At 50.5% G+C, this 20945-nt stretch carries 20 protein-coding genes, 1 tRNA gene and 1 pseudogene; 6 read left to right on the forward strand and 16 right to left on the reverse strand.

What is annotated here, in order from left to right:
* Window positions 1-477 precede the first annotated feature (477 nt).
* The 7 genes from DX130_RS22035 to DX130_RS22065 form a co-directional block, all read right to left on the reverse strand.
* A complete protein-coding gene (locus DX130_RS22035) occupies window positions 478-1335 on the reverse strand; it encodes a sugar phosphate isomerase/epimerase family protein (protein ID WP_116049078.1) in 858 nt (285 codons plus the stop codon).
* Window positions 1332-2306 carry a DUF6005 family protein gene (locus tag DX130_RS22040; RefSeq protein WP_116049080.1) on the reverse strand — a complete coding sequence of 325 codons (975 nt, stop codon included), beginning with the start codon at window positions 2304-2306 and terminating at the stop codon, window positions 1332-1334. The genes DX130_RS22035 and DX130_RS22040 overlap by 4 nt, the downstream gene beginning before the upstream one ends.
* Window positions 2300-2614, reverse strand: a complete 315-nt coding sequence (locus tag DX130_RS22045; protein WP_116049082.1) for a phosphopantetheine-binding protein — start codon at window positions 2612-2614, stop codon at window positions 2300-2302. Before DX130_RS22045 ends, DX130_RS22040 begins: the two co-directional genes overlap by 7 nt.
* Before the next feature lie 4 nt (window positions 2615-2618).
* A complete protein-coding gene (locus DX130_RS22050) occupies window positions 2619-3869 on the reverse strand; it encodes an AMP-binding protein (protein ID WP_116049083.1) in 1251 nt (416 codons plus the stop codon).
* The gene (locus tag DX130_RS22055) at window positions 3857-5710 is read right to left on the reverse strand and encodes an IucA/IucC family protein (RefSeq protein ID WP_116049085.1); all 1854 of its coding nucleotides are present in this window, start codon (window positions 5708-5710) and stop codon (window positions 3857-3859) included. Before DX130_RS22055 ends, DX130_RS22050 begins: the two co-directional genes overlap by 13 nt.
* Window positions 5711-5728: 18 nt before the next feature.
* Window positions 5729-7588 (reverse strand): IucA/IucC family protein, encoded by a 1860-nt coding sequence (locus DX130_RS22060; protein WP_116049087.1) that lies wholly within the window; start codon window positions 7586-7588, stop codon window positions 5729-5731.
* A 171-nt stretch (window positions 7589-7759) separates the two neighbouring features.
* A complete protein-coding gene (locus DX130_RS22065; protein WP_116049088.1) occupies window positions 7760-8155 on the reverse strand; it encodes a c-type cytochrome in 396 nt (131 codons plus the stop codon).
* Window positions 8156-8351: 196 nt separating this feature from the next.
* Here DX130_RS22065 and tatC point away from each other — a divergent pair, with 196 nt between their 5' ends.
* Both tatC and DX130_RS22075 read left to right on the forward strand, forming a co-directional pair.
* Complete coding sequence (gene tatC / locus DX130_RS22070; protein WP_206098873.1) at window positions 8352-9089, forward strand: twin-arginine translocase subunit TatC; 738 nt, start codon at window positions 8352-8354, stop codon at window positions 9087-9089.
* A 30-nt stretch (window positions 9090-9119) separates the two neighbouring features.
* On the forward strand, window positions 9120-9320 hold the full coding sequence (locus DX130_RS22075; RefSeq protein ID WP_116049090.1) for a twin-arginine translocase TatA/TatE family subunit: 201 nt from the start codon (window positions 9120-9122) through the stop codon (window positions 9318-9320).
* 339 nt (window positions 9321-9659) lie between these two features.
* On the opposite strand, the gene DX130_RS22080 is transcribed toward DX130_RS22075, so the two are convergent.
* Both DX130_RS22080 and DX130_RS22085 read right to left on the reverse strand, forming a co-directional pair.
* Window positions 9660-11375 (reverse strand): GMC family oxidoreductase, encoded by a 1716-nt coding sequence (locus tag DX130_RS22080; protein ID WP_116049092.1) that lies wholly within the window; start codon window positions 11373-11375, stop codon window positions 9660-9662.
* 26 nt (window positions 11376-11401) lie between these two features.
* The gene (locus DX130_RS22085; RefSeq protein ID WP_206098876.1) at window positions 11402-12151 is read right to left on the reverse strand and encodes a gluconate 2-dehydrogenase subunit 3 family protein; all 750 of its coding nucleotides are present in this window, start codon (window positions 12149-12151) and stop codon (window positions 11402-11404) included.
* Between the two features lie 259 nt (window positions 12152-12410).
* Between DX130_RS22085 and DX130_RS22090 the strand changes: the two genes are divergently transcribed.
* A complete protein-coding gene (locus DX130_RS22090) occupies window positions 12411-13130 on the forward strand; it encodes a hypothetical protein (RefSeq protein ID WP_116049095.1) in 720 nt (239 codons plus the stop codon).
* Window positions 13131-13847: 717 nt separating this feature from the next.
* Here DX130_RS22090 and DX130_RS22095 read toward each other — a convergent pair.
* The gene (locus DX130_RS22095) at window positions 13848-14441 is read right to left on the reverse strand and encodes a hypothetical protein (protein WP_133297966.1); all 594 of its coding nucleotides are present in this window, start codon (window positions 14439-14441) and stop codon (window positions 13848-13850) included.
* Between the two features lie 248 nt (window positions 14442-14689).
* Here DX130_RS22095 and DX130_RS22100 point away from each other — a divergent pair.
* Together DX130_RS22100 and gluQRS are read left to right on the forward strand one after the other, a co-directional pair.
* Window positions 14690-14766, forward strand: a tRNA-Asp gene (locus DX130_RS22100).
* Window positions 14767-14865: 99 nt separating this feature from the next.
* Window positions 14866-15828, forward strand: coding sequence for a tRNA glutamyl-Q(34) synthetase GluQRS (gene gluQRS, locus DX130_RS22105; protein WP_116049098.1), 963 nt, complete (start codon window positions 14866-14868; stop codon window positions 15826-15828).
* Between the two features lie 106 nt (window positions 15829-15934).
* Here gluQRS and DX130_RS22110 read toward each other — a convergent pair whose 3' ends face one another.
* A complete protein-coding gene (locus DX130_RS22110; protein ID WP_116049100.1) occupies window positions 15935-16339 on the reverse strand; it encodes a secondary thiamine-phosphate synthase enzyme YjbQ in 405 nt (134 codons plus the stop codon).
* Window positions 16336-16935, reverse strand: coding sequence for a DUF2087 domain-containing protein (locus DX130_RS22115; RefSeq protein WP_116049101.1), 600 nt, complete (start codon window positions 16933-16935; stop codon window positions 16336-16338). Before DX130_RS22115 ends, DX130_RS22110 begins: the two co-directional genes overlap by 4 nt.
* A gap of 157 nt (window positions 16936-17092) precedes the next feature.
* On the opposite strand from DX130_RS22115, the gene DX130_RS22120 reads away from it, so the two are divergent.
* Window positions 17093-17620 (forward strand): hypothetical protein, encoded by a 528-nt coding sequence (locus DX130_RS22120; RefSeq protein WP_116049103.1) that lies wholly within the window; start codon window positions 17093-17095, stop codon window positions 17618-17620.
* Between the two features lie 148 nt (window positions 17621-17768).
* Here DX130_RS22120 and DX130_RS22125 read toward each other — a convergent pair whose 3' ends face one another.
* From DX130_RS22125 to DX130_RS27095, 4 genes and pseudogenes are all read right to left on the reverse strand, one after another.
* On the reverse strand, window positions 17769-18074 hold the full coding sequence (locus DX130_RS22125; RefSeq protein ID WP_338068656.1) for a hypothetical protein: 306 nt from the start codon (window positions 18072-18074) through the stop codon (window positions 17769-17771).
* 36 nt (window positions 18075-18110) lie between these two features.
* On the reverse strand, window positions 18111-18299 hold the full coding sequence (locus DX130_RS22130) for a DUF3934 family protein (RefSeq protein WP_116049106.1): 189 nt from the start codon (window positions 18297-18299) through the stop codon (window positions 18111-18113).
* A 189-nt stretch (window positions 18300-18488) separates the two neighbouring features.
* Complete coding sequence (locus tag DX130_RS27090) at window positions 18489-19559, reverse strand: discoidin domain-containing protein (RefSeq protein ID WP_420818552.1); 1071 nt, start codon at window positions 19557-19559, stop codon at window positions 18489-18491.
* A 21-nt stretch (window positions 19560-19580) separates the two neighbouring features.
* Window positions 19581-20822: pseudogene (locus tag DX130_RS27095) on the reverse strand (family 8 glycosyl hydrolase); the annotation flags it as partial.
* Window positions 20823-20945 lie beyond the last annotated feature (123 nt).

Consider the following 20945-nt stretch of genomic DNA (forward strand, 5'->3'; position numbering starts at 1 on the left):
TTGCGGAACTTAGGCTGCTCAAGGGTTTGCTTCAATGAAATCACCTGTAATCGCTAAAGATATACCCTTTGTAGAAAGGTATCCTTTGCGATTATTGTGGGATTCTGGAAAAGCCAAGGTGTTTTCCAGATTTTTGAGCACATTTGCATGACACTTATGAAACTTCCATCAATTGGGGCGAACTGCATAAGTCATGTGTAATATTAGATAGATTCTGTGCTATTCCCGATCAGATTTCCATTCTTATTACTTGGCGGATAGTCCGCCTACAGTGTTGTATTTCAAAAACTATATTGGCCGTAGCCATAAATAACATCCTGTTCAAAGCCAGCTCGACTAAAAAGCTTGAACGGAATCAGTCCTTTGTAAGCTTATAAAGCTGCCAGATTAAAAATCTGATGATCAGCAAAGCTAAAGTACGATATAAAAAACAACCCCGGCCGCACTCCTGCAGCCGGGCATTTCCTCTTACACCTTTTATATAGAATTGCGCCAATCCCCAGCCAAACTATACCGCTGCCGATGCAGCCAAGCGATGTCCTCCGAGAGCACCGAAAGCGGCGTGGGGCCGAACCATTCCAGCGAGGCGAAGCAATCCAGATGCGCCGTTTCCTCCAGCAGGCGGCGATAATCCAGGAAGCCTTGATGCAGCGGCACCATCCCTTTCCGGTCGCCCGATGCGGAGTATACATTGCCGGGCTCAAACAGCGTGACCTGGCTGGGATGGGCGATATTTTTGAAGTGGAAATGGTGAATCCACGGCTCCAGCACATGCAGCATATGCATCAGGTCGCCACCGTATTCCCAGACATGCAGCACATCAAAGTTCAGACGAAGCGCATCGCCCCCGATATCCGAAATCAGCGTCAACGTCGAATCCAGATCGTCAGCCAGCGTGCCGGGATGCGTCTCGACGACAAGCTGCACGCCTTCGGCGGCGCATTGGCGGCATAGCTTTCTCATCCGCTCCGTATACGCATCCCGCTCCCCCGGCGCAACCGTTCGACTGGACTTGTTGCCCGCGAATGTACGCAGCCGATCCGTCCCCAGCCAATGGGCCAAACGAAGCAACTCGTCGCATTTGCGCTCCGCACGCACAAACTCCTCCTCGGAATGAATATCCAGATAGTCGCTCAGCATGGAAACCGCCAATCCTGCATCCTCCATCGCCCGCAATTGCTCCGCCGTCTCTTTGCGTTCATGCTCATACAGCGACTTGGCATGGATGCCCCATAGTTCAATCCCTTCGAATCCTTTGCGGATCATAAAAGTCACCAGCGCCGGGAAGGAAATCAGTTGATGACGGAACGAAATGCTGCATAAGGAATATTTCATAGGCGCATCGCCTCCCAAAGTCCGTAGAGCCGGTACAGTTCACGTTTGATCTCCTTCTCTATCCCATCCATCTCCTCAAGCTTGCTCAGAATGGCTGGCAACTGGCTGCTCTTGCCCGTCATAGCAAGCTTCATACCTTGATATTGTACATTATGAAACCCGCGTACAAGCTCTTCTACCTTATCCGTATAGGCCTCGAACGTCTCATCGCTCGAACCTGTTTCTTCAATAAAATACATTAGCGCATGCTCGTAGCTATACTTTCGAATCGCCAAAACCGGAAGTTGCTTGACAGCCTTCTCCACTCTATCAAAGGTAATGCCTTGATCCTCCCTACCTAGTGCAGACAACCGATTGCGAAGGGTATCCGTCAGTTCATTCTCCCAACGGAAGACCTCCTGGAAATAAGCTGCTACAGCCTCTCGTCCAGGCTCCTTAATCGCTTGCGAATCGACGTAGAATCCTCCGCCGAACGGATTCTCCAAGAACGCTTGAACGACTCTCTCCTTTTGCACGATGCCCTGCCATCTGAAGTCGGCGTCGATCATCGCCCACTCGTCCTCGCGCTCCGTCTTGATCAGAATAAGAAAATGCGGAAACGGCTTCTGATGAAATTTATTTTCGCGCTCCGGCATGAGGGACAGATCGATCTGCGCAATCACATAACGATCGGGCGGACAATGCTCGATCAGCTCCAACAGCCGCTCCAAGTTAGCTTCTCTCGGCAAAGCCGCATCATACCATTCATGGACGGGCGCGCCGAACAGTCTCTCATACCAGTTAAAATAATGACTGTGATTCAAGTCATGCTGGTAATAGGTGATTTGTCCATCCTCTGTGACATCGAACGGAGCATCCCATAAGCCCATATAGAAAGGGCGATAATCATAATCGCTTCTTTCACGAATCACCTCACACAGACAGCTGACGATACAATGAACCTTAATGCTAACCTCTTCTTTGATCACCATGCGCGCTTCACCATCTCAACAGGCTGTTCCTCATCAGGCGCTTCCTCAGGATAAGGCTCCAGACTCTGCATGAAATCAAGCAATGAACCAACCGTGGCGAACGTTCTCGGATCAACCTGATCATCCGGCACCTGCAGCTTAAGCTCTATCTCCAGAAATACGATTAATTGCACAATCATAATGGAATCAACAGCCAAATCTTCATTCAATCTTAGTTCGTCGTGCAGCACATCGACGTTTATTTTAAACTTATGATGTATTAGTCCTTGCAGCTCATTCTTCAAAGCATCCCGAGTATGTTTTAACATAGGTTCAAACTCCTTCCTGCTCCAGCAGCTTTCGGCTTATCTTACCTGACGGCATTCTAGGTATGCTTGAGGTCATGCGTACTTCCGAAGGCGCCTTGTATGGCGGCAAATGTCTTAGACACCACTCCCGCACATCCCCTGCCGTCACAGCATCTGATGCGACGACTTGCGCCCGGACCGTCTCGCCGTTAACGGGATGAACGCCCCGATAGACAACAACCTCACTTACGCCTTCCAGCCTGCAAATCACTTCTTCAACCTCGGAGGGCGTCACCTTCAGCCCCGATACGTTAATCAGATCATCGATTCGTCCCAGGAACCGAACATTGCCTTCACCGAATGTGCAGCCCAAGTCTCCTGTCGGAATTTCTCTTCCGCCCATAGTAATAATGAGCTCTGACGGGTCAGCCCCCGCTCGTATGGACAGATGTCCAAGCGACGTGCCCAGATCATCATGGGATTCCATGCCGACGGCAAGGCTTGCGCAGCCCGCTTCTGTACAGCCGTATTGCTGCAGCAGCAAAGCGGATGCTTGACTATAACGCTCATATAGAATCGGTGATAATGGCGCGCCTGAGCTAATGACCCCGCGCAGCTTGATGCCACCGTGTTCGAATAACGGGCCAAGACCTTGCAGAAGCGCCGGCACCCCGTACAGCAGATGCTTTGGAGTCGCCTTCACGCATTGTGCGATCGCTTTGGGGCTCTTGCCACTCATTACAATCGGCTCCACCCCCCGCTCCAACGCGGATAATACGCCGGAGATCAAGCCATAAGCATGTGTAATAGACGCTAGCACTATCGGCGTATCTTCTTCTAGTGAACAAGCCGCCAGCCGTTCATTATACGCTGCCGTTTCTTGGCTCACTTCCTCCCAGGAACGCCGAATGAGCTTTGGCTCACCCGTCGTACCAGAGCTGAATTGATAGATGGAAGGCGGCTCCTCTGTACGCATTGCCGCAGCATCCAGCGGATAGTATTGCTCCGCCGATTGATAGAATAACCCGCAGCATTCCGCCCGCTCTGCCATACTAATGGCTGTTTTGATGGGCGTATCCCCATGCAGCGGCAACACAGACAGGCCTCTCTCGCGAAGGAATAAGATCATAGACAAAGCGAATAGCGGATCCGAAGAACATACCGCATATCGGCGCGCTTCCCCGTTTCCTTGGCGGAAATAGACCAATCGCTCGTATTGATCAATCAACTGATTGTATACGGAACGGCTGATTCGCTCCTGATTCACTGCAAACATGATGTATTCTCCCCCTGAATGTAGTCTTTAATCTGGTTAACTTCGTACAACGGGTTAGGTGCAGGGCGTGGAGCAACCTTGGTGCCGCCGAACATTCTGCGCTGCACTAGCGGCTCAATCACATACTCGGGCGCAAAAAGTCCCAGTGAATCGAATCGCTCTTTCATCGAAGGGAAAGATGACTGATACGTCTTAAGCTCCCCAGCTACCGTCGACCATAGTTCCCGCTCCCCAATCGGAAACCGACTTGCTGCAAATGAAATGATTGTACCTATATTCATAAACCATAAAGCATCCATCAGCATCTCACTCAAATCTTCCAAACGGCCCATCTCAAAATAGTCTCCCGGCTTTCCATCCCCATAAGCAGGATGCAAGCGGCCAAAGTCAGGCACCAGCTCCGGCGATGCCAGGAAAGGCCCGTAATACTCAACTCCCTCATGGAAGTCCCGCAGCGCTACGCGTTCCGGCAAACCATTCCGGTGCACCAGGAGCATGTTCTGCCCATGCGATTCCAGCACAATGCCATGAGCAACAAGCAGATGGACAACCGGGATCACACAGCGACGCAGCAGCTGGCGAAACCATGTCTCCATACCATATTGGGCGATCCAGGGGTCCATAAACGCCGCGCCGTCCGCTTCTCTCGCAGCCAGCGTGAAGAACGGCACCGCTTCCTCCCCTGACTCCAGATAGCTCCGTACGTTTTCCCGCCATATCGCTCCTATTGCACCGCCAGCCGCAGGCAACGATATGCCCGCATACTCATGCAGTAAAATCAGCCTCGTCTCTCGCAAATAAGAGTCGGATTCCACAATCTTCTGGAGCCAAGCGGATACCGCTGGAGCCGCTACCGTGGAATGTATGGTCAAGTGGCGTTGTGAAGACGTATTGACAATGCCCAGCGACAGCTTAACGTCTCCTCGTTTTGTACCCCTTACACAGGAAAGCGTCCGAATCGACTGCTGAGGACGATAGTATTCGGAACCATGTCCTAGCCTCACAATTCGTTGGTTCTTCAGCAAGTCTGGATACCTCTCTTTGAGGTAACCCCACTGCCACGGATGTACCGGCAGAAATGCGTAGTCTTCGGAACGCAGTCCGAGGGCCGCTAACTGATCACCAAACCGCCTTCGATCCCCTTCCTCAAGCTCACTCTCTATAAAATGCCGCCAATCGCTCCCGTCCTCCACATTCCAGCTAAGCTCTATACAAGGAGCCGCGAGCCAAAACAACTGAATGTCCGGCTGAAATTCGGGACCATACGAACCATTATCCTTCGGAGTAAAACCTATTCTTGATTTGTAACAAGGATGGTAGGGATGACCCTCCGTCGAGATGCTCTCCAGCTCCGCAAGCGATCGTCCAAGCAGCTTTCTCTTTCTATGCCGATCGTTCTCCCTGACTTCCATCCATTGCACTTCCTTGCGGATGGTCTCCTCCAGCTCGACGATAAAGGAAGGCAGAACAGTCAGTGACGGGTGTCGGGCCGATATTGTCTCTTCCAAAAACAATGCCACACTGTCCGCTTCCGCCGTCTCTGTACCGCTCTCCTTGAAGCAGCTTCTCAGCAGAGGACTGTCGCCCATCCTGATCATACCGAATGAGAATGCCCGCCTGCCTTCAAAAGAGTAAGATACGCGGTGGCCTGCCCAGTCCCTCCCATCAAGTACATAAAACTCGCCCTTGAATTTAACCCCTATTCCTTCATCTAAGGGAGAGGTTGTGCAACGAGCTTCCAGCACACCTTCAAAAATCAATGCCTCAACAAGCTTGCGAAATACTTGTCTTCTTGCGATATCCTTTATCTGACTTTTTCCCATTGGGACATGCAGCTTCATTTCACCTCTCCATTCCTGTTACGCTTGCCTGGACTGATGAGCCTTCCGCTCCCTTCTCCACATTGCGGTGACCAGTCTCGCTTTGCGAATGGCCTCTCGATACGGTAGTGCGGCGCATAACGGATTATCCATCTCCGCGTAGACCGCCTGCTCCAGTTCAGTCTCAAGTTCATCCACATCGTATAGACGTGTAAGCAAATTCGCTTTGAAACGGAAAGTTCGGCGTGTCAGCCAATCGCGAATAAGACCTGTATGTGCCCCTGGGAACGCAGCTATCGATTCCAGTTCGTCGCGAAGTTCCATAAGCAGCACTCTCTCATCCACTAAGCCGAATAGGCCAAATGATTGGATAAGCCCCAACATATGATTAACGATTAAGTAATAGCCGAATCGCTCCTCTGCCAACTCATCGTCATATACGTTTACGCTAGCTCCAATACCCGGAACAAGTCCTTCCAGCAAGCCCGTTCTGGATTTGGCGTAATAATAGCCCTGACTGTCCCGATAATAGAAGTGCTCCGGATACCCGCTCTCTCCGAGACTTACCACACTGTTCTGTAAATGCGCCTCCAGAGCAATGCCAAATTCGGAATACATCATCACCATTGGCCTGATAGAGATGGCCATATACGCACGGAACCAAGCCAGCGCCGCCTGAGCAATAGAGATTCCTTCTCGCTGAGCCAGTTCCCGAATCACATTCTCAAGCAGTGTTCTGGAACCGTTGGAAGAGATAGCTTCCTGCGTAAACGCCGCCGCTAGAAATACCCGCTCACCTGATTCTCGGGCAAAAGGATTTTCCCTGATCAACAGTTCGAATCCGCTTTCTCCGGTATCGGAGTCGTTAAGCGTGACATACGCCCCGTCCTTTACAATATGAAAGTTCGGAAAGTTGCTCTTAAACCAAGGCTCAAGCCCATAGGCAAGACGTGCTGCCTCTATCGCACCCGTTAGCTCATGCCGTTTGTTCACTCTCATGGAATTCGTAATTTTAGCCCGCAGAGACAACTTATACATATAGTCCGATTCCGGATCACAGACGGTTCTAATCGACGAAGTCGGGTAATATGCCCTCCCAAGAGCCCCTATGTAAGTCAACTTCCCTTCCTGTATCCATTCTTGTACCCTGGCATCATGAAGCAGCTCTTCTCCTTGAACAGGATGAACGGGAATCCAGATGTAGGCCGGATCATTCATAATGGCTTCGACATTCCCCGGAAGTTCCATTCCTGGACCAATCGATGACTTCAGCTCGCGCTCAATAATCCCGGTAGCGCTGTCTCCCCATACCGAGCCTTCTTGAACAAGACTTCGATGTGCTGCAAAATAGTGCAGTTGAAAGCTGCCTTTCGACTCTGGCGAATAGAGATGCTGCCTCCATTCCGGGAATCCTTGCCTGCTCTTAGGCGTCGGATGGAAGACATGGCCGAATAGAAGAGATTGTTCGGACTGCAGGAAGGTAAGCGAAGGGCTGTATAATTCGGGGGCGTCATCAAGTCTGGCTGACAGAAAGTCGGCCAACAGACTGCAGCTCTGAAGTGCGCGCAACAGTAATTCCTTTGTCTCCGAACCATGATGCTTTCCGCCCAGTTCATCGACAAGCAGGGCCAGCACAGTCGCGATGCCAATCGGCGATGGCTCTGAATTACCCGTTTGTAAACGGATCGGCAAAAGAAATTGATGTCTTCCTGTTGGAGACTTGTATGAAGCGGTAGCTTGAATGGCAAGCTGCCGGGAAGCAAGCGGCAATCGCAAGATGTTGGTTGTGCCTGTGTGTCCCTCTTGAACCCTCCACTCGCCTTCGCCGGTTTCTCTTAAGTAACAATTCAGGAAGCTGGTGACGGCGGCTCTCTCGGCAACTTGCTTCGGATTAACCATAGTTCTCCCTCTTCCTAATTAATAATGATTATCAGTATCAATATTATAAAGGTTATAGCTCAAGGGATACATAGACAAAAATCCCAAATGTTATGGATAATTCATTCACATCTGAGCATGAAAAAAGCCTCCGCACTAGGTAGTGCGAAAGCTTTCATTTGTTGGACACCACTATTTCATCGATGCAAGCCAGTTGGATAGTGTGTCGATATCAGCGCTGCTGAGTTGATCTTTGTAAGCCGGCATGCCGCCACGGCCATTCGTAATTGTTGCCTTGATCTGGTCAGCGGATAATTTGGCGCCTACCTTCTGCAGATTCGGACCTACACCGCCTGATAAATCAACCGCGTGGCAGCCGATACAATTCTGCTTATAGATGGCCTCCGCTGCTGCGGCATCGACCGTTCCCCCACCGGCATTATTGCCGCCATTCGTTCCTCCATTATTCGTTCCATTGTTGGTGCCGCCGCTGTTCGTACCCTCTTTAACTCCGCCACCGCACGCGGACACAGCAATTACGAGAATAACGGCAACGACCAGCAGTAACCACTTACTATTGCGCGTCATGAAATTGCCTCCTTCATTGGTAAATCAGTTATTACATTTCCCTATAACCCTCAACCTATGCATGTTTACCATCCCCCTCTACGCCTAGGCATTCTCTTGAACGATGCATCAACTTGCACGCATAACGATTCGAGTGCTGGACAACATAAGGTAAGGTCATGACAGGATTTAACAAAATCGCAGAAGTGCTGAGGTGATGCCATTGAATACGCAGGAGGATCTCATCGGTCATCTGTCAGAGCTGAGAAAACGGCTGATCGTCGTAGCCATGAGCTTCCTTGTAGCGATGTGCGGAGGCTTGTACGCTTCTCCCCATATCTTGCGCTACATTAAATCAGGATCGACAGCAGAAGCAGTCGAATGGAATGTGTTCTCGTTTACAGACGGCCTGTTCATCTACTTGCGATGCGCATTTTTGTTCGCGATTCTGTTCGTTTTACCGGTCTTGCTCTATCAACTGTGGGCTTTCGTGCGGCCCGGATTAACATCGAGGGAGGCCAAGGGAACGCTGGCCTATGTACCCGTCTCCTTCTTGCTGTTCCTGACCGGCATTTCCTTCAGCTATTTCCTCATCTTCCCCATGATGATGCAATTCATGATGGAGATGAACCATAACATAGGCGCTGTGGAGACGTATGGCATCGACCGATACTTCTCGTTCATGTTCAGCATAGTTTTCCCGCTGGGCGTTGCCTTTGAAATGCCGCTGGTTATGCTGTTCCTGACCAGGCTGGGATTGCTGAATCCAGAGAGACTGGCCTCAACTCGCAAGTATGCCTATGTTGGACTTGCGATTGTAGGTGCCTGCATCTCGCCGCCGGACTTTGTGTCACATTTGTCTGTGACCGTCCCGCTGCTCGTCCTCTTCGAGATCAGCGCGTTTCTGTCGCGTCGCTTCGCCAAAAGAATGTCAGCCACCCCGTCCCCTACTTAATTTACTTCAACCAAAAAGGAGTTTTGACGTATGTTCAACAATATTGGTGTTTCCGGGTTAGTCATTATTTTGCTAATCGCATTGATCGTCTTTGGTCCAGCCAAGCTTCCGCTGCTTGGCCGCGCATTCGGCGATACGCTTCGCGAATTCCGCAGCTCGACACGCGGCATCGTAGAAGAAGATACTTCGCCTAAGCTAGACCAGCCAGATGAGCTGGAGAAGCTTCTCTAACACTCAAGGTCACATGAAAAGAGAAGGAGTCATCCCACACACTACTAATTGCGCCAAAAGGGCGAAGGCTCGAATTTAGTGGTGCTGGGTGAGATTGCCGACCTATAGCCGAAAATGGCGGTGCTGGGATGAACTCCCTGACACCGCCATTTGCGTTTAATTGATATAGCGAGCCCTATCGTTTTGCCAGCTGATCAACTTTCAAGCACACAGCCCTCTTCATGTCTCTCTTGCAAATAGGCCGGAATCGATCTAGCGATGATTCCGGCCTATTCCCCACTTGGTTCGCCGCACAAATTTGCAATTCTTCGGTCGTAACTGCTTCGGAGTTGTCCTCCGCTACACCAACAGTCCTCCGGACTGTCTATACTTCAGAATACCTTCCGCCGCTCTGTAGGCTAGTGCGCCGACGGTGGCTGTCGGATTGTAGCCTGCATTTTGCGGGAAGCTGCTGGCTCCTACGACAAATACGTTGTCTGCATCCCACATCTGGCTAAAGTTATTGACTGCCGACGTGCCTGGCTCGGCCCCCATAATGACACCGCCCGTATTGTGCGTGGACTGATAGGACATGATCTCGTACGGCCCAAGCTCCTTCAAAAAGTCCACTTTATCCGCGCCCATCTCCTTCACAATTTCGTTGCAGCGCTCAGCCAGAAACTTCGCCAGTTCCTTGTCCTGTTCGCGGAAATCGAATGTAATGCGCATAAGCGGATCTCCGAACGTATCTTTATACGTCGGATCCAGATCGATGAAATGCTGCTTGAAGGACATCGATGAGCCTTGCGCTCCGACTGCAAGTGTCCGGTTTGCATAGTGCAGCGACTGCTTCTTGAACTCCGGTCCCCAACTTGCCGTTCCAGCTGGAACCGTATTGTTCTGAATCGGTCTTGCTCCTGTCTGACTAAGCGAGATGACACCGCCATGGATGAATTTAAGGTCGGAATGGTCGAAGTTATCGCCGTTGTAATCATCGATCGAAATACCGAGCGAGCCGGCGCCCGCGAACGTATTGAACTGTTTGTTTTCGAAGAAGCCTACTGCGCTGCCCTTCACGACCTGATAAGCATAATTGGCGCCCACAACCCCGGTTCCAGTTGATGGATCGTAACGCTTTCCGAGCTCGGACATCAGGAGCAAGCGCACATTGTTGAAGACGTAGCTCGTCACCACTACGATATCCGCAGGCTGGATGATTTCCTCACCCGTTGTGACGTCTATGTACATAACGCCAGTCGCTTTGCCGCCTTTATGAAGGATACGGCGCACATTGGAATGGGTGCGGATCTGGAATTTGCCGGTCTTGTTCGCAACCGGAATGACCGTTACGACAGGGTCCGCCTTGGCACCGTACTCGCAGCCGTAACGCTCGCAGTATCCGCAATATTGACAGGCAGCACGCGCCACGCCGTCCGGATTCGTATAGTTCTCTGACAGATTGGCAGCCGGCATCATATACGGATGCAATTTCAGCTTGCTCGCAGCTTCTGTGAACATCTGAATCCCCGGCGTCTTCTTCATGGGAGGGGTCGGAAATTCGCTGCTGCGCTTGCCGCCCAACGGATTCGCTTCGCCGGAGATACCCGCCATCTTTTCGAACTTGTCATAATAAGGCTCCAACTCGTCGTAAGTAATCCCGTAATCCCGAATCGTCATATCCGCCGGTATTTTATCTTTGCCATAGCGCTCTATCGTTTTGCTTCTGATCTGAAAATCATAGGGCAGGAAGCGGTATGTCTGACCGTTCCAGTGGACACCTGAGCCGCCCAGACCGTCTCCAAGCAGGAAGGAACCGTACTGTCGCATCGGCAAGGCGCGCACATTGTCGTGGCTGCGGAACGTGATCGTTTCTTTGGACAGATCCTGCATCATCTCATAGCGCATCGAATAACGCAACTCGTCATGCACCATGAAATAATCCTCGGTCTTCCGCTCCTTGCCTCTCTCCAGTCCGACGACATTCAGTCCGGCTTTGGTCAGCTCCGCCGCGATAATGCCGCCGGCCCAGCCAACACCTACGATGACTACATCTGTTTTGGGCAATGTTTTGGCCATTTCAATCCTCCCTTTCCTAACCTTCGCTAATGCGAGACCAAGTGAGCCTGCAAGCTGCTCGGCTCCACCTTCGTAAAATCTTTGTCAATGATGTTCAAGTAGCTCATCTGCGACCCCGGGTAGTTGCGCATGCGCCAACCCTCCATATTCATATTGCCGCCATACAACGGATCGCTGTACGCGCCTTCCAGCGTGGTAGCACGGAGCATTCTGAAGAAAAAACTTTCGGAAATCGTCGGAAGATTAGCCTCCTCATTCTCAAATACCTTCAACACCTCATCCTGTTGCGCACCTTCCAGCTCGGCGAATCCTTTGGTGTATTTCGTCAAGCTGTAATTCTCCAGTTCCTGAATGCCGATATCAAAAATCTCTTTCCGCTTCAGCCTGCCTTGATATCCCTGTACTTTCTCTCCTGCATAGAAGGGAGGGCTCATGTAATCCCGGCCATTAAAGCCCCAGTCCCCCGCGAGCTGATGGTCGATGAAAAACGCCACGCCGAGTTTTCTTGCGCCTGGTCCATTGTCATCCTCGGGAAAAATCCGTTCGGTCGCACTGTCCACGATACGGAATTGCGCGGGTGTGAAATACATCAACGCACGGTTATAGTTTGGAATTTCCGTTTCCTTACCGCCACCCGGAGTTGCCGTCGGCTCCTGCGGATTCCCGCCATTGTTGTCTGTGCAACCGAATATCGTACTTAGCGCTCCGCCAACTGCGAGCGTTCCGATCACATAACCGGAATTGACCAAAAACTTGCGGCGGGAGTTGCTGTTCATCTGTACGTTGTCATGCTCCGGTCCGGAATGCTCGCTGACTGCATTGTTTTCTTTTGCAGGCTCCAGTGCCTTTTTGCTATCCGTTTCTTTATCCGCTACGAGTCCACTGCTCTTGTTCCCTTCCACCTCTTGCACCTCCTGTATGGATCTTCTTGCTGTCTTCTCGCTTATTATTTTCCAACCCACCATGAATATTCATTTCAGAGGAAGGGCTATCCTAACGTCGAACGAGTGAACCCTTAGTGGAGGATGATATCAGATGATAAAAACAGTGAAATTGCTCACTTGCGCGTTCCTGTCTGCTGCTGCCTTAATGGGCTGCACCATGAATCCGGCAGCCGACGGCAAAATGACAACCAGAGGCAATACGGTGACGCAGCAAGTCACACCTGTGCCGAAAGGCCCGCATAAAGCTCATTCGATGAACGATTCATCGCTCATTCCGAGCGAGAACGGCCAAAAAAACTATACGACCAACAATTTGGGACAGACCACGTACGGCCTCGGCACGTCCGTCTACAGCATGATCGGCAGCTCCGGCCTGCATGCGAACGGCTTCTCCGCTCATCTGGAGTCGCGACTTAGCAGCGCAGGCATACCGGATGTGCGTGTGTTCGTCTTTGACGATACGGTTGTACTGGCAACAGCAAAACGTGAAGCCAGCGCATCCAGCTACGACGAGCTGCAGCGGAAGCTGCTGAATCAGAATGAGGGCATGTCTTCGAATGGCACAGCGCCAGGTGAAGGACTCGGAGGCGTACAAGGAACAGAGAGACAGTACGATAACCTATCCAACGCCGCAAGCCATATCAAGGAATTGATGGGGGCTGAGGTGAAAGTGCTTGTCGCCGAAGGCGAAAAAGCCGTGCAAACGATCGAAAAAATCAGATCCGACGCATTAGCGGATCAAATTTCCCCTGATCAAATCGCACAGGATATCCGCGTACTGCTCAGTCTGACGACTCGAGCGGGGCAATAATTAACGTCGGGATAGGTATACCGAGAACCAAAAAGGACTGGCCTCGTCCGGCCGCCTGTTGCCAGGTGACGGAGAGGTCAGTCCTTTTTCTAAGTAGAAGAAAGTGTCTTTCTTATTTCTGAGGTGGTCTAGGGTTGGATAATGGATCCAATTCGGATTCAAAATTAACAATACGCCACGTAGAACCCGTCCATTTTAGTTTCAAATATATTCTCCCTATTAAATCAATGTATTCTCGATGATACAGCGGTATTTCTTTAAAAAAATAGCGTAATGCCACGCTTGCCTCATCGGCTTCTATTTCTACAGATATCGTTTCATAGGATACATAGATCGTGTTTATAAACCAATACTTTGGGTCCCATAGATATCTTCCAGAAACGGAAAGAACCTCTAACGGTCATCGCTAACCTTTAGAGGATGATTATTACAAATTCCCGATTCTAACGGACATTCGTGACCAATAGAAGGAGTTTTCCCCCTCAATTGCCTCCTTTTCAGCTTGTAAGGGACATCCATGACTGTTACAGTCTCAATTCGCTGCATTTCCGCTTTTAACGGACTCCGGTGACCAATAAGCACACGTGTTATCCTCACCGATATGAAAATATTACCGGGCCGCAATAAAGCTGACATTTCGCTACAATTCAACCGCCATCAGATTGCAGCCTGGCTCTCAAGCACTGATTATTAGGTCGAACCTAAGCTACAAGTCCATCATGGTGCAACAGAAAACAACAGTTCCTTCCCAAGGATTTCAATAGGGCCCTCATTCTCATTGTCTTCCCCAAATTCACCTATGTTGAACTTGGCAGAACCGACAACCGTGTAATCTCCAGCAGGGAAAGGGACGTCCACAGGAGTGTATTTCAACTCCTCGCCTTCTCCCTCCTCCGTATACGCCCAACCGCTCGAATACTTTTCGACATAGGGCTGTCCTGGATACAACGTCGTATAAATCAGAGGTTGATCCATAATATACATATACAAATATTTTCCGGAGGATTCTCTAATGGCATAAGAAAACGGCGTCATTCCGTGATTAATCGTTACAGACTCACGGTCCCCAACATACTCCAGTTCAGAGATAAATGTCACTTGGTCGCCTTCCCGATAATCTTTCTTCTCCAGATAGAGCCTATGAATAAAGTCCGATTCTTGTACAGGACTCTTGTTATCTGTCTCATTCACAGCTTCCAATGGTCCGCTGCAGCTCGCAAGCAACAAAACCAACCCCATCATGAGCAATCCCACAAACCATAGGGTTCCTCTGTTAACCTTCATCTTCCCTTCATGTATCACTTTGTTCATCCCCCTCACGCCTTTTAACCCATCTCTCATGTATACTTCTAACGTTTCATTCCCAAAAAATGTTTCTTCCCTCATGCAGCTCCATCCTTATTGAGCTTTCATGGGATCTACACTGGAGACAGTCTTCCGTATGGACTAAAAACAGAGGCTTGCTCATAAAAATTCATCTAAATCAAAAAAATAACTTGTCAAACTGTATGTCTCCATGATAAGATACTGTTTGTGTCTGTGAGACACCTTGAAAGTGTGGAGCTGTGGTGTAGAGGCCTAACATGCCTGCCTGTCACGCAGGAGACCGCGGGTTCGAATCCCGTCAGCTCCGCCATTTTCGAATTAAATGCTCAACTGAAGAGCTATACATAGGAACGAATGAAGAGCGGCCTAGCCTGCTCTTTTTTTGCATGTAACAAGGAGAGTGATTGGGATGAAGCGACGCGGGCGGTTCGCTCCAACGCCGTCGGGCATGCTCCATATTGGAAATGCGTTCAGCGCATTGGCCTCGTGGCTTCAGATGCGTCAGATCGGCGGCGAATTTCTGCTGCGGATCGAGAATATCGACAAGCCGCGCTCCCGTCCGGTCTTTGCGGAGCAGCAGCTGGACGATCTATTATGGCTCGGCATCGACTGGGATGAGGGTCCGCGAATAGGCGGTCCCTTCGCGCCCTATGAGCAGAGCAAGCGGGAGCCTCTGTACGAAGCCGCTCTCGACGTACTGCGAAATAACGGCAGAATCTATCCATGCTATTGCAGCCGCAGCGAGCTCGCTTCCATCGCCAGCGCGCCGCATGGACTTTCATCGGAAGGTCCCGCGTATCCGGGTCTCTGCCGCCATCTCACCTCCGAAGAACGCGCATACAAAGCGCAGAAAAAAACACCCTCCCTGCGCTTCATTATGCCGGAGGAGGCCATTACCTTCCAAGACGGCATAAGCGGCACAATGCGCTATGACGGGGAGGCTCTTGGCGATTTCATCGTGAAGCGGGCGGACGGCATATTCAGCTATCAGCTTGCCGTTACGGTTGATGATGCAGCTATGGGGATCACGGACGTGCTGCGTGGTGCCGATCTGCTGGACTCGACTCCGCGGCAGCTTGCGCTGTATGAAGCGCTTGATCTGGCGCCGCCATCCTTCTCGCATGTCCCCCTTGTCGCGGACGAGTATGGCAAGCGATTGTCCAAGCGGGACAAATCGCTAACACTCGCCTCGCTAAGGGAAACTGGGGTCGCTCCCGAGCGCTTGATCGGAGCGATCGCGTATACGGCTGGCTGGAGGGATCGGCTGGAGCCGCTTGCCGCACAGGAGCTTATTTCCCACTATCGCGCGCCTGACGGCAACACACAACCCATCATCATGACACAGCAAATTCTCGGATGGCTTCGTCTGTAACGAAGCGGCATCACCTATAAACGCACCACTAACGGTTAGATTTCAGCTAACAGCTAGTGGTGCGTTTTTAATCAATCATTGGGCTGCCCTTCTCTTCCTGCCGAGTCTATCCCTTCATCGTCTTCACATAGAACCGACGCGTGCGCGGCCCATCGAATTCGCAGAAATATACGCCTTGCCAAGTGCCAAGAATCGGCTTGCCATCTTGAATGAGTATCATCTGACTTGTTCCCGTCTGGATCGCCTTCATATGCGCCGCTGTATTCCCTTCAGCATGGCGGTCCTTCGGATGCTCCCACGGGTAGATTTCATCGAGCCGGCGCAGCACATCCCGAACAACATCCGGGTCAGCATTCTCATTAATCGCAATGCCGGCGGTTGTATGGGGACAATAGACGATCGCATATCCATCCTGTACCTCGCTCTCCCTTATCGCTTCGCGTACGCTGTCCGTTACTTCCACCATTTGATCCCGTTGCCTGGTTGCGATTTGATACGTTCTCAGCTTCATGATAACGTCTCCCATCGGGCCCATAGCTCCTGCGGGTTCAATTCATATACCTCTTTGTCCCGATACATATACTGATGCATAATAAATTCACGCCGAATCGTCGCAAAATCCTCGTGATATCCCTTAATAAATTCGTTTATTTCCTTCTCGCTATATGTGCGGCCCTGCTCTAAGCGAGACACGATATGCTCCAGTACGATCAGCTTTTTCTTCAGTTGGCTGGGGATATTTTTCAGTTGCCCTTCTGTCGTAAAGAAATTGCGAATAACGGAAGCGCACAGCGCCTCATTCTTCTCCTCCATCGATTCCACTCCTCCCTCTGCCCGACGGTAGATCAACTCCTCCGTTGCCGCAGCGCTGCTTTTAATAAAATAATGGTTTAAGCTGAAATAAATCGTGTTCTTGTCGCGTCTCTCGTTAATGAGACTGGCTTCCCGCAGCTTCGTCGCATGATGAGTAATAGTCGCAGGCGTAACGAACAGCTTCTCCGCCAGCTCGCCTCCATTCAATTCACCTTCCGCCAACAGAATGAGAAGCTTGATCCTCGTTGGATCAGCTAATGCCTTGTGGTAATTGACCACTTTATCTAATTGCATACCGATCGTTATCCCCCTTTTCACTTTAATGAACATCTAATTAGATAATTATTAAATTAAATATATGCAATAACTCCATTCTTGTCAATGATCTCTTCAAATATGAAGTTGCTGCTTCTGGATATCTTTGTATACAATAGTTGGTGGAGGGGATATATTGATCGTTGCCAACTTAGCAAGGGAACAATTTGAAGCCATGGATGACAAGGCTCTGGGAGCCGCATGTTTTGCACCGCTAATCCATGCTTATAAGGAAATGGAGAGTACCGGAGGGAACTTCGTCAAACTCGTCTACAACCGATTCAGTAAAGGACAGCAGGCATTATTTGCCTTTTGGACGTACTATAGCCACGTACGGGAATCACAAGCCGACCTCTATTGGTGGAGCGCCTTCTTTATGGCCAATCCGCTGCGATGGGAAGCTCTTCAGGCCAGTTTGCGCTACTTCAATGACCTATCCACGCTAGAGATCGTAAAGACTATGGATGCAGGTTTGACAGCAAGGAATCATCCCCGAAGCTTAATGAATTTCGATGTTTCAATGGGCGATCTGGAGCAAGATGAGCCCTTGTCTGCCATCGTCGCGGTTGAATACAATAAACTGCTTGCAGCATTACCCGGAACATTAAATCTCATAGCCGCACATATTCGAGGACATCAGGACGATTTCATCACCCTCGCATAATGCGCATAAATAGAAGACCGGCCACGCTATCACCATAGCTTGCCGGTCCTCTGCTGGCCGTATTTCTGAACAAAAAGAAATCGCCCGACTCTCCATGAGCCAGGCGTCTATTCTCTATTGCTTATTTTTCCGAGTTCACCGTCACTGCCTACGCGATAGGCTGCTCCGACATTGCTGCGTCAAGCATCGACTTCCAATCCGAAAACCGCGTTTCTCTGGCTACATGCCGATTAAGAAGCTCTTCCGGGATGAGGTTCATATCTTCCTTCGTGTAAGCTTGGAAGTTTCCTCTATCCAGAAACTCTTGCATGCTCTTGCAATTGGAATTTTTGCTCATGAACGACTCGTTGAACAGATGTGCCAGTGACGATTGTTCCAGTTCTGCTTGATTCGCCTTTTGCTCTTTCAGCTCGATTAGCAAATCATCGAACGACATAGGTTTGTTTTTTCTCAAATGACCACTCCTTGGTTTGTATCCGTCATTATTGTATTAAGATTCGGAATTGTTGCCACTGCTATTCTTCGTTTCAGAAGCAGCAGTACCTTCCTTCCTCTTCGTTCCCTTGCTCTTGTAAGGCTTAGGTGTATTCTGGGCGCGTCTGGTACTTGCTTGCCAGCGATTCCAGCCTTTCTTGTCCGTTCCCCTGCCTGTTCCGCCTTTACCTTTTGCTTTGCTCAAACAATCACTCCATCACAGACGTCTGTCTTTTCAAGTCATACCCTTCATTATACGTGATATTTCGCTTACTTACTATGAATATCCTAAACTTGGCACTCATTTTCTTCAAAAAAAGCTCTGCATGAAGCCGGAGCCTCATACAGAGCCGAGTCTTTGTCTATAATTGGAGAAGCATTCAAGCTCAAACGATCAAGCCCCGTATACCTCAAATTCCCATAGGGAGTAGCCATATGCTGTCGCTCTTGTAGTTGCATATACACGAACATATCTGGCGTTTGTCGCGCTAAATGTAATATCGTCGATTGCGCCGTCGCCGCTAGTGGTGCTGTAGACTGTCGTCCAGTTCGTCGGCGTGCCGCTGTCGTTGGATACTTGAATGGAATACGCGGTAGCGTATGCATCTTCCCAGCTCAGCTTTACCCGATTGATGCTTTGAGTGGAACCTAAATTCACATAAATCCATTGGGGAGATGCGCCGTATGCGCTTGCCCACCTCGTTGCTGCATTGCCGTCTACCGCTTTGTCTCCTTCATGTCCTGCAATCTCAACCGAACTTGTCGCCGTCGCTTTATTCAGGGCAAGGTTAGAGGGGGCAGTGCTGCCCCCGTACACCTCAAATTCCCAAAGCGAGTACCCGTATGGCGTACCTCTGACCGTACCGTGCACACGTACATATTTCGCCGTACGAGCCGCGAACGTAACGTCGTCGATAGCTCCGTCGCCTGTGGTCGTCGTATACACTGTCGTCCAGTTCGTTGGCGTGCCGCTGTCATTGGACATCTGAATCGTGTAGGAAGAAGCATACGCCGCTTCCCAATTCAGCTTCACGCGGTTAACGGATTGCGAAGAGCCCAGATTTACATAGATCCATTGAGGGTCAGCGCCAGCAGCACTAGCCCATCTGGTGGTATTGCTGCCATCGAACGCTCTGGATGCCTCAAAGCCGGTTCCCTCAACCGAGCTCGCCGTTGCCGCTTTATTCAGTGCCAGATTCGTCCCTGTAGGCGGGTTAGTTCCTGATAAGGTGGTTGCCGTCGCCGTATTGCTATTGCCGGACAAATTGCCCGCAGCGTCGACCGCCCTCACCGTATAACTGTAACTCGTATTCGAGGACAGTCCGGAATCGGAATAGGACAATCCTGTCGCTGTGCCGATCTGATTGCCGCCGCGATAGATGCGGTAGCCCGTCACTCCGACATTGTCAGTCGAAGCGTTCCAAGTCAAGTTAATACTGCTGCTGGAAGTCGCTGCAGCCGTCAAGCCCCCTGGAACTGTAGGCGCCTGCGTATCGGTCGCAGTTGCGATCGGCTTCCACCAATTGCCCGTAATGAACAGCATGGTCATCAGGTTGTAGGAATCGCTGTAATAGTTCTCTTGCTTGTTCTTCATCCAATCCCAGCCCGCATTAACCCAAGCCTGATGGCTCGTGCTTGTCGTGCTTGCCGCGATGAATGGCGATACGAATACAGCGGTCGCGTAGCCGCCGATCGTTGTACCGTTCAACTGATAGCCGTCCCTAATATTGGCCGGACTGTTGCTTGCTTTCCCTTTAATCCAGACCGCGATTTTATCTGCAATCGTCTTGCCTCGCGTATCGCCGTACATCGCATAATCCATCACGATGCGCAGCGGCACGCGCGCTGCATTGTAATAGTAAGCATTTGTTTGCTGGAATTCGTTCAAGTACCATTCAGGTGCGGGTTGAGGAGGATTGTTGACGACAAAATCGGAGATTAATCCTGTCGATGAGGCGTAGTTGTTGCTTACTTGCGTGTAGACATTATACAAATTGTTAATGACGTTATTCCACGTCTGATCGCCTGTGAACTCATAGAAAGCGCGAAGATGGGAGAGCATCCAGTCAGATGGACGCGTGGCCAGCGAGCTCTTGGAATCCCAGTCGCCCAGGTTCAGACGATTATTAGTCGTCACGTAGCTGGCTTTGATGCCATTAGTAATCATATTCTGGGCTTCAGCCAAATAATTGACCGTACCGCCAGAGCCCCATTGCTTGTGGGCAAGCAGAAGGGAGTACGCAATGTCCAGATCTCCGTCCGTCGCCGAGCCAAAATGCCCCTGAGCGTTGATGTGATCCGCGACTACCCAGCCCATCAGATTGGAGTTGCCCGAGCTTTTGTAAGCGCGTGCAGTTTTGAACAGACCATTGAATATCGTTTGCGCATTGGGATCATGTCCCGCCATCAGCGCCGTAATGACCATGCCGTAGCCTTGCCCCTCCGACGTGCCCAGCGGCACGAAACCTTCGGCGCTGCCTGTTATCTCGCCCCTCACATAATAACCGCCTGGAAGCGACGCCAGATTGTTTTTCAGATACTTGCCTTTCCAATAATCATAGTATGCCGCCACGGCTGTATTCATCGCCGCCTGCGTCACATGGTTAGGTTTTATAATGCCGGAATAACTGACTTGCTGCGGGAACGGCATCAACTCGCCAGCGGCGTGGACCGTACCTTCTTTTCCCTTCGGAACGAAACCAATCGATGCAACCATAGCCAAACACAGAAGCAGAAGAAACAGGGACTTCAATCTCGGTGAACCGATTAACGATGAAGTAAACAAACTGCAACGCCTCCTTGATATAGGATGTTGGCTAACCTCGTCTCATAAGTTTAAGCGCTTAAACTT

The organism is Paenibacillus paeoniae (assembly GCF_003388735.1).
GTDB classification, from domain to species: domain Bacteria; phylum Bacillota; class Bacilli; order Paenibacillales; family Paenibacillaceae; genus Pristimantibacillus; species Pristimantibacillus paeoniae.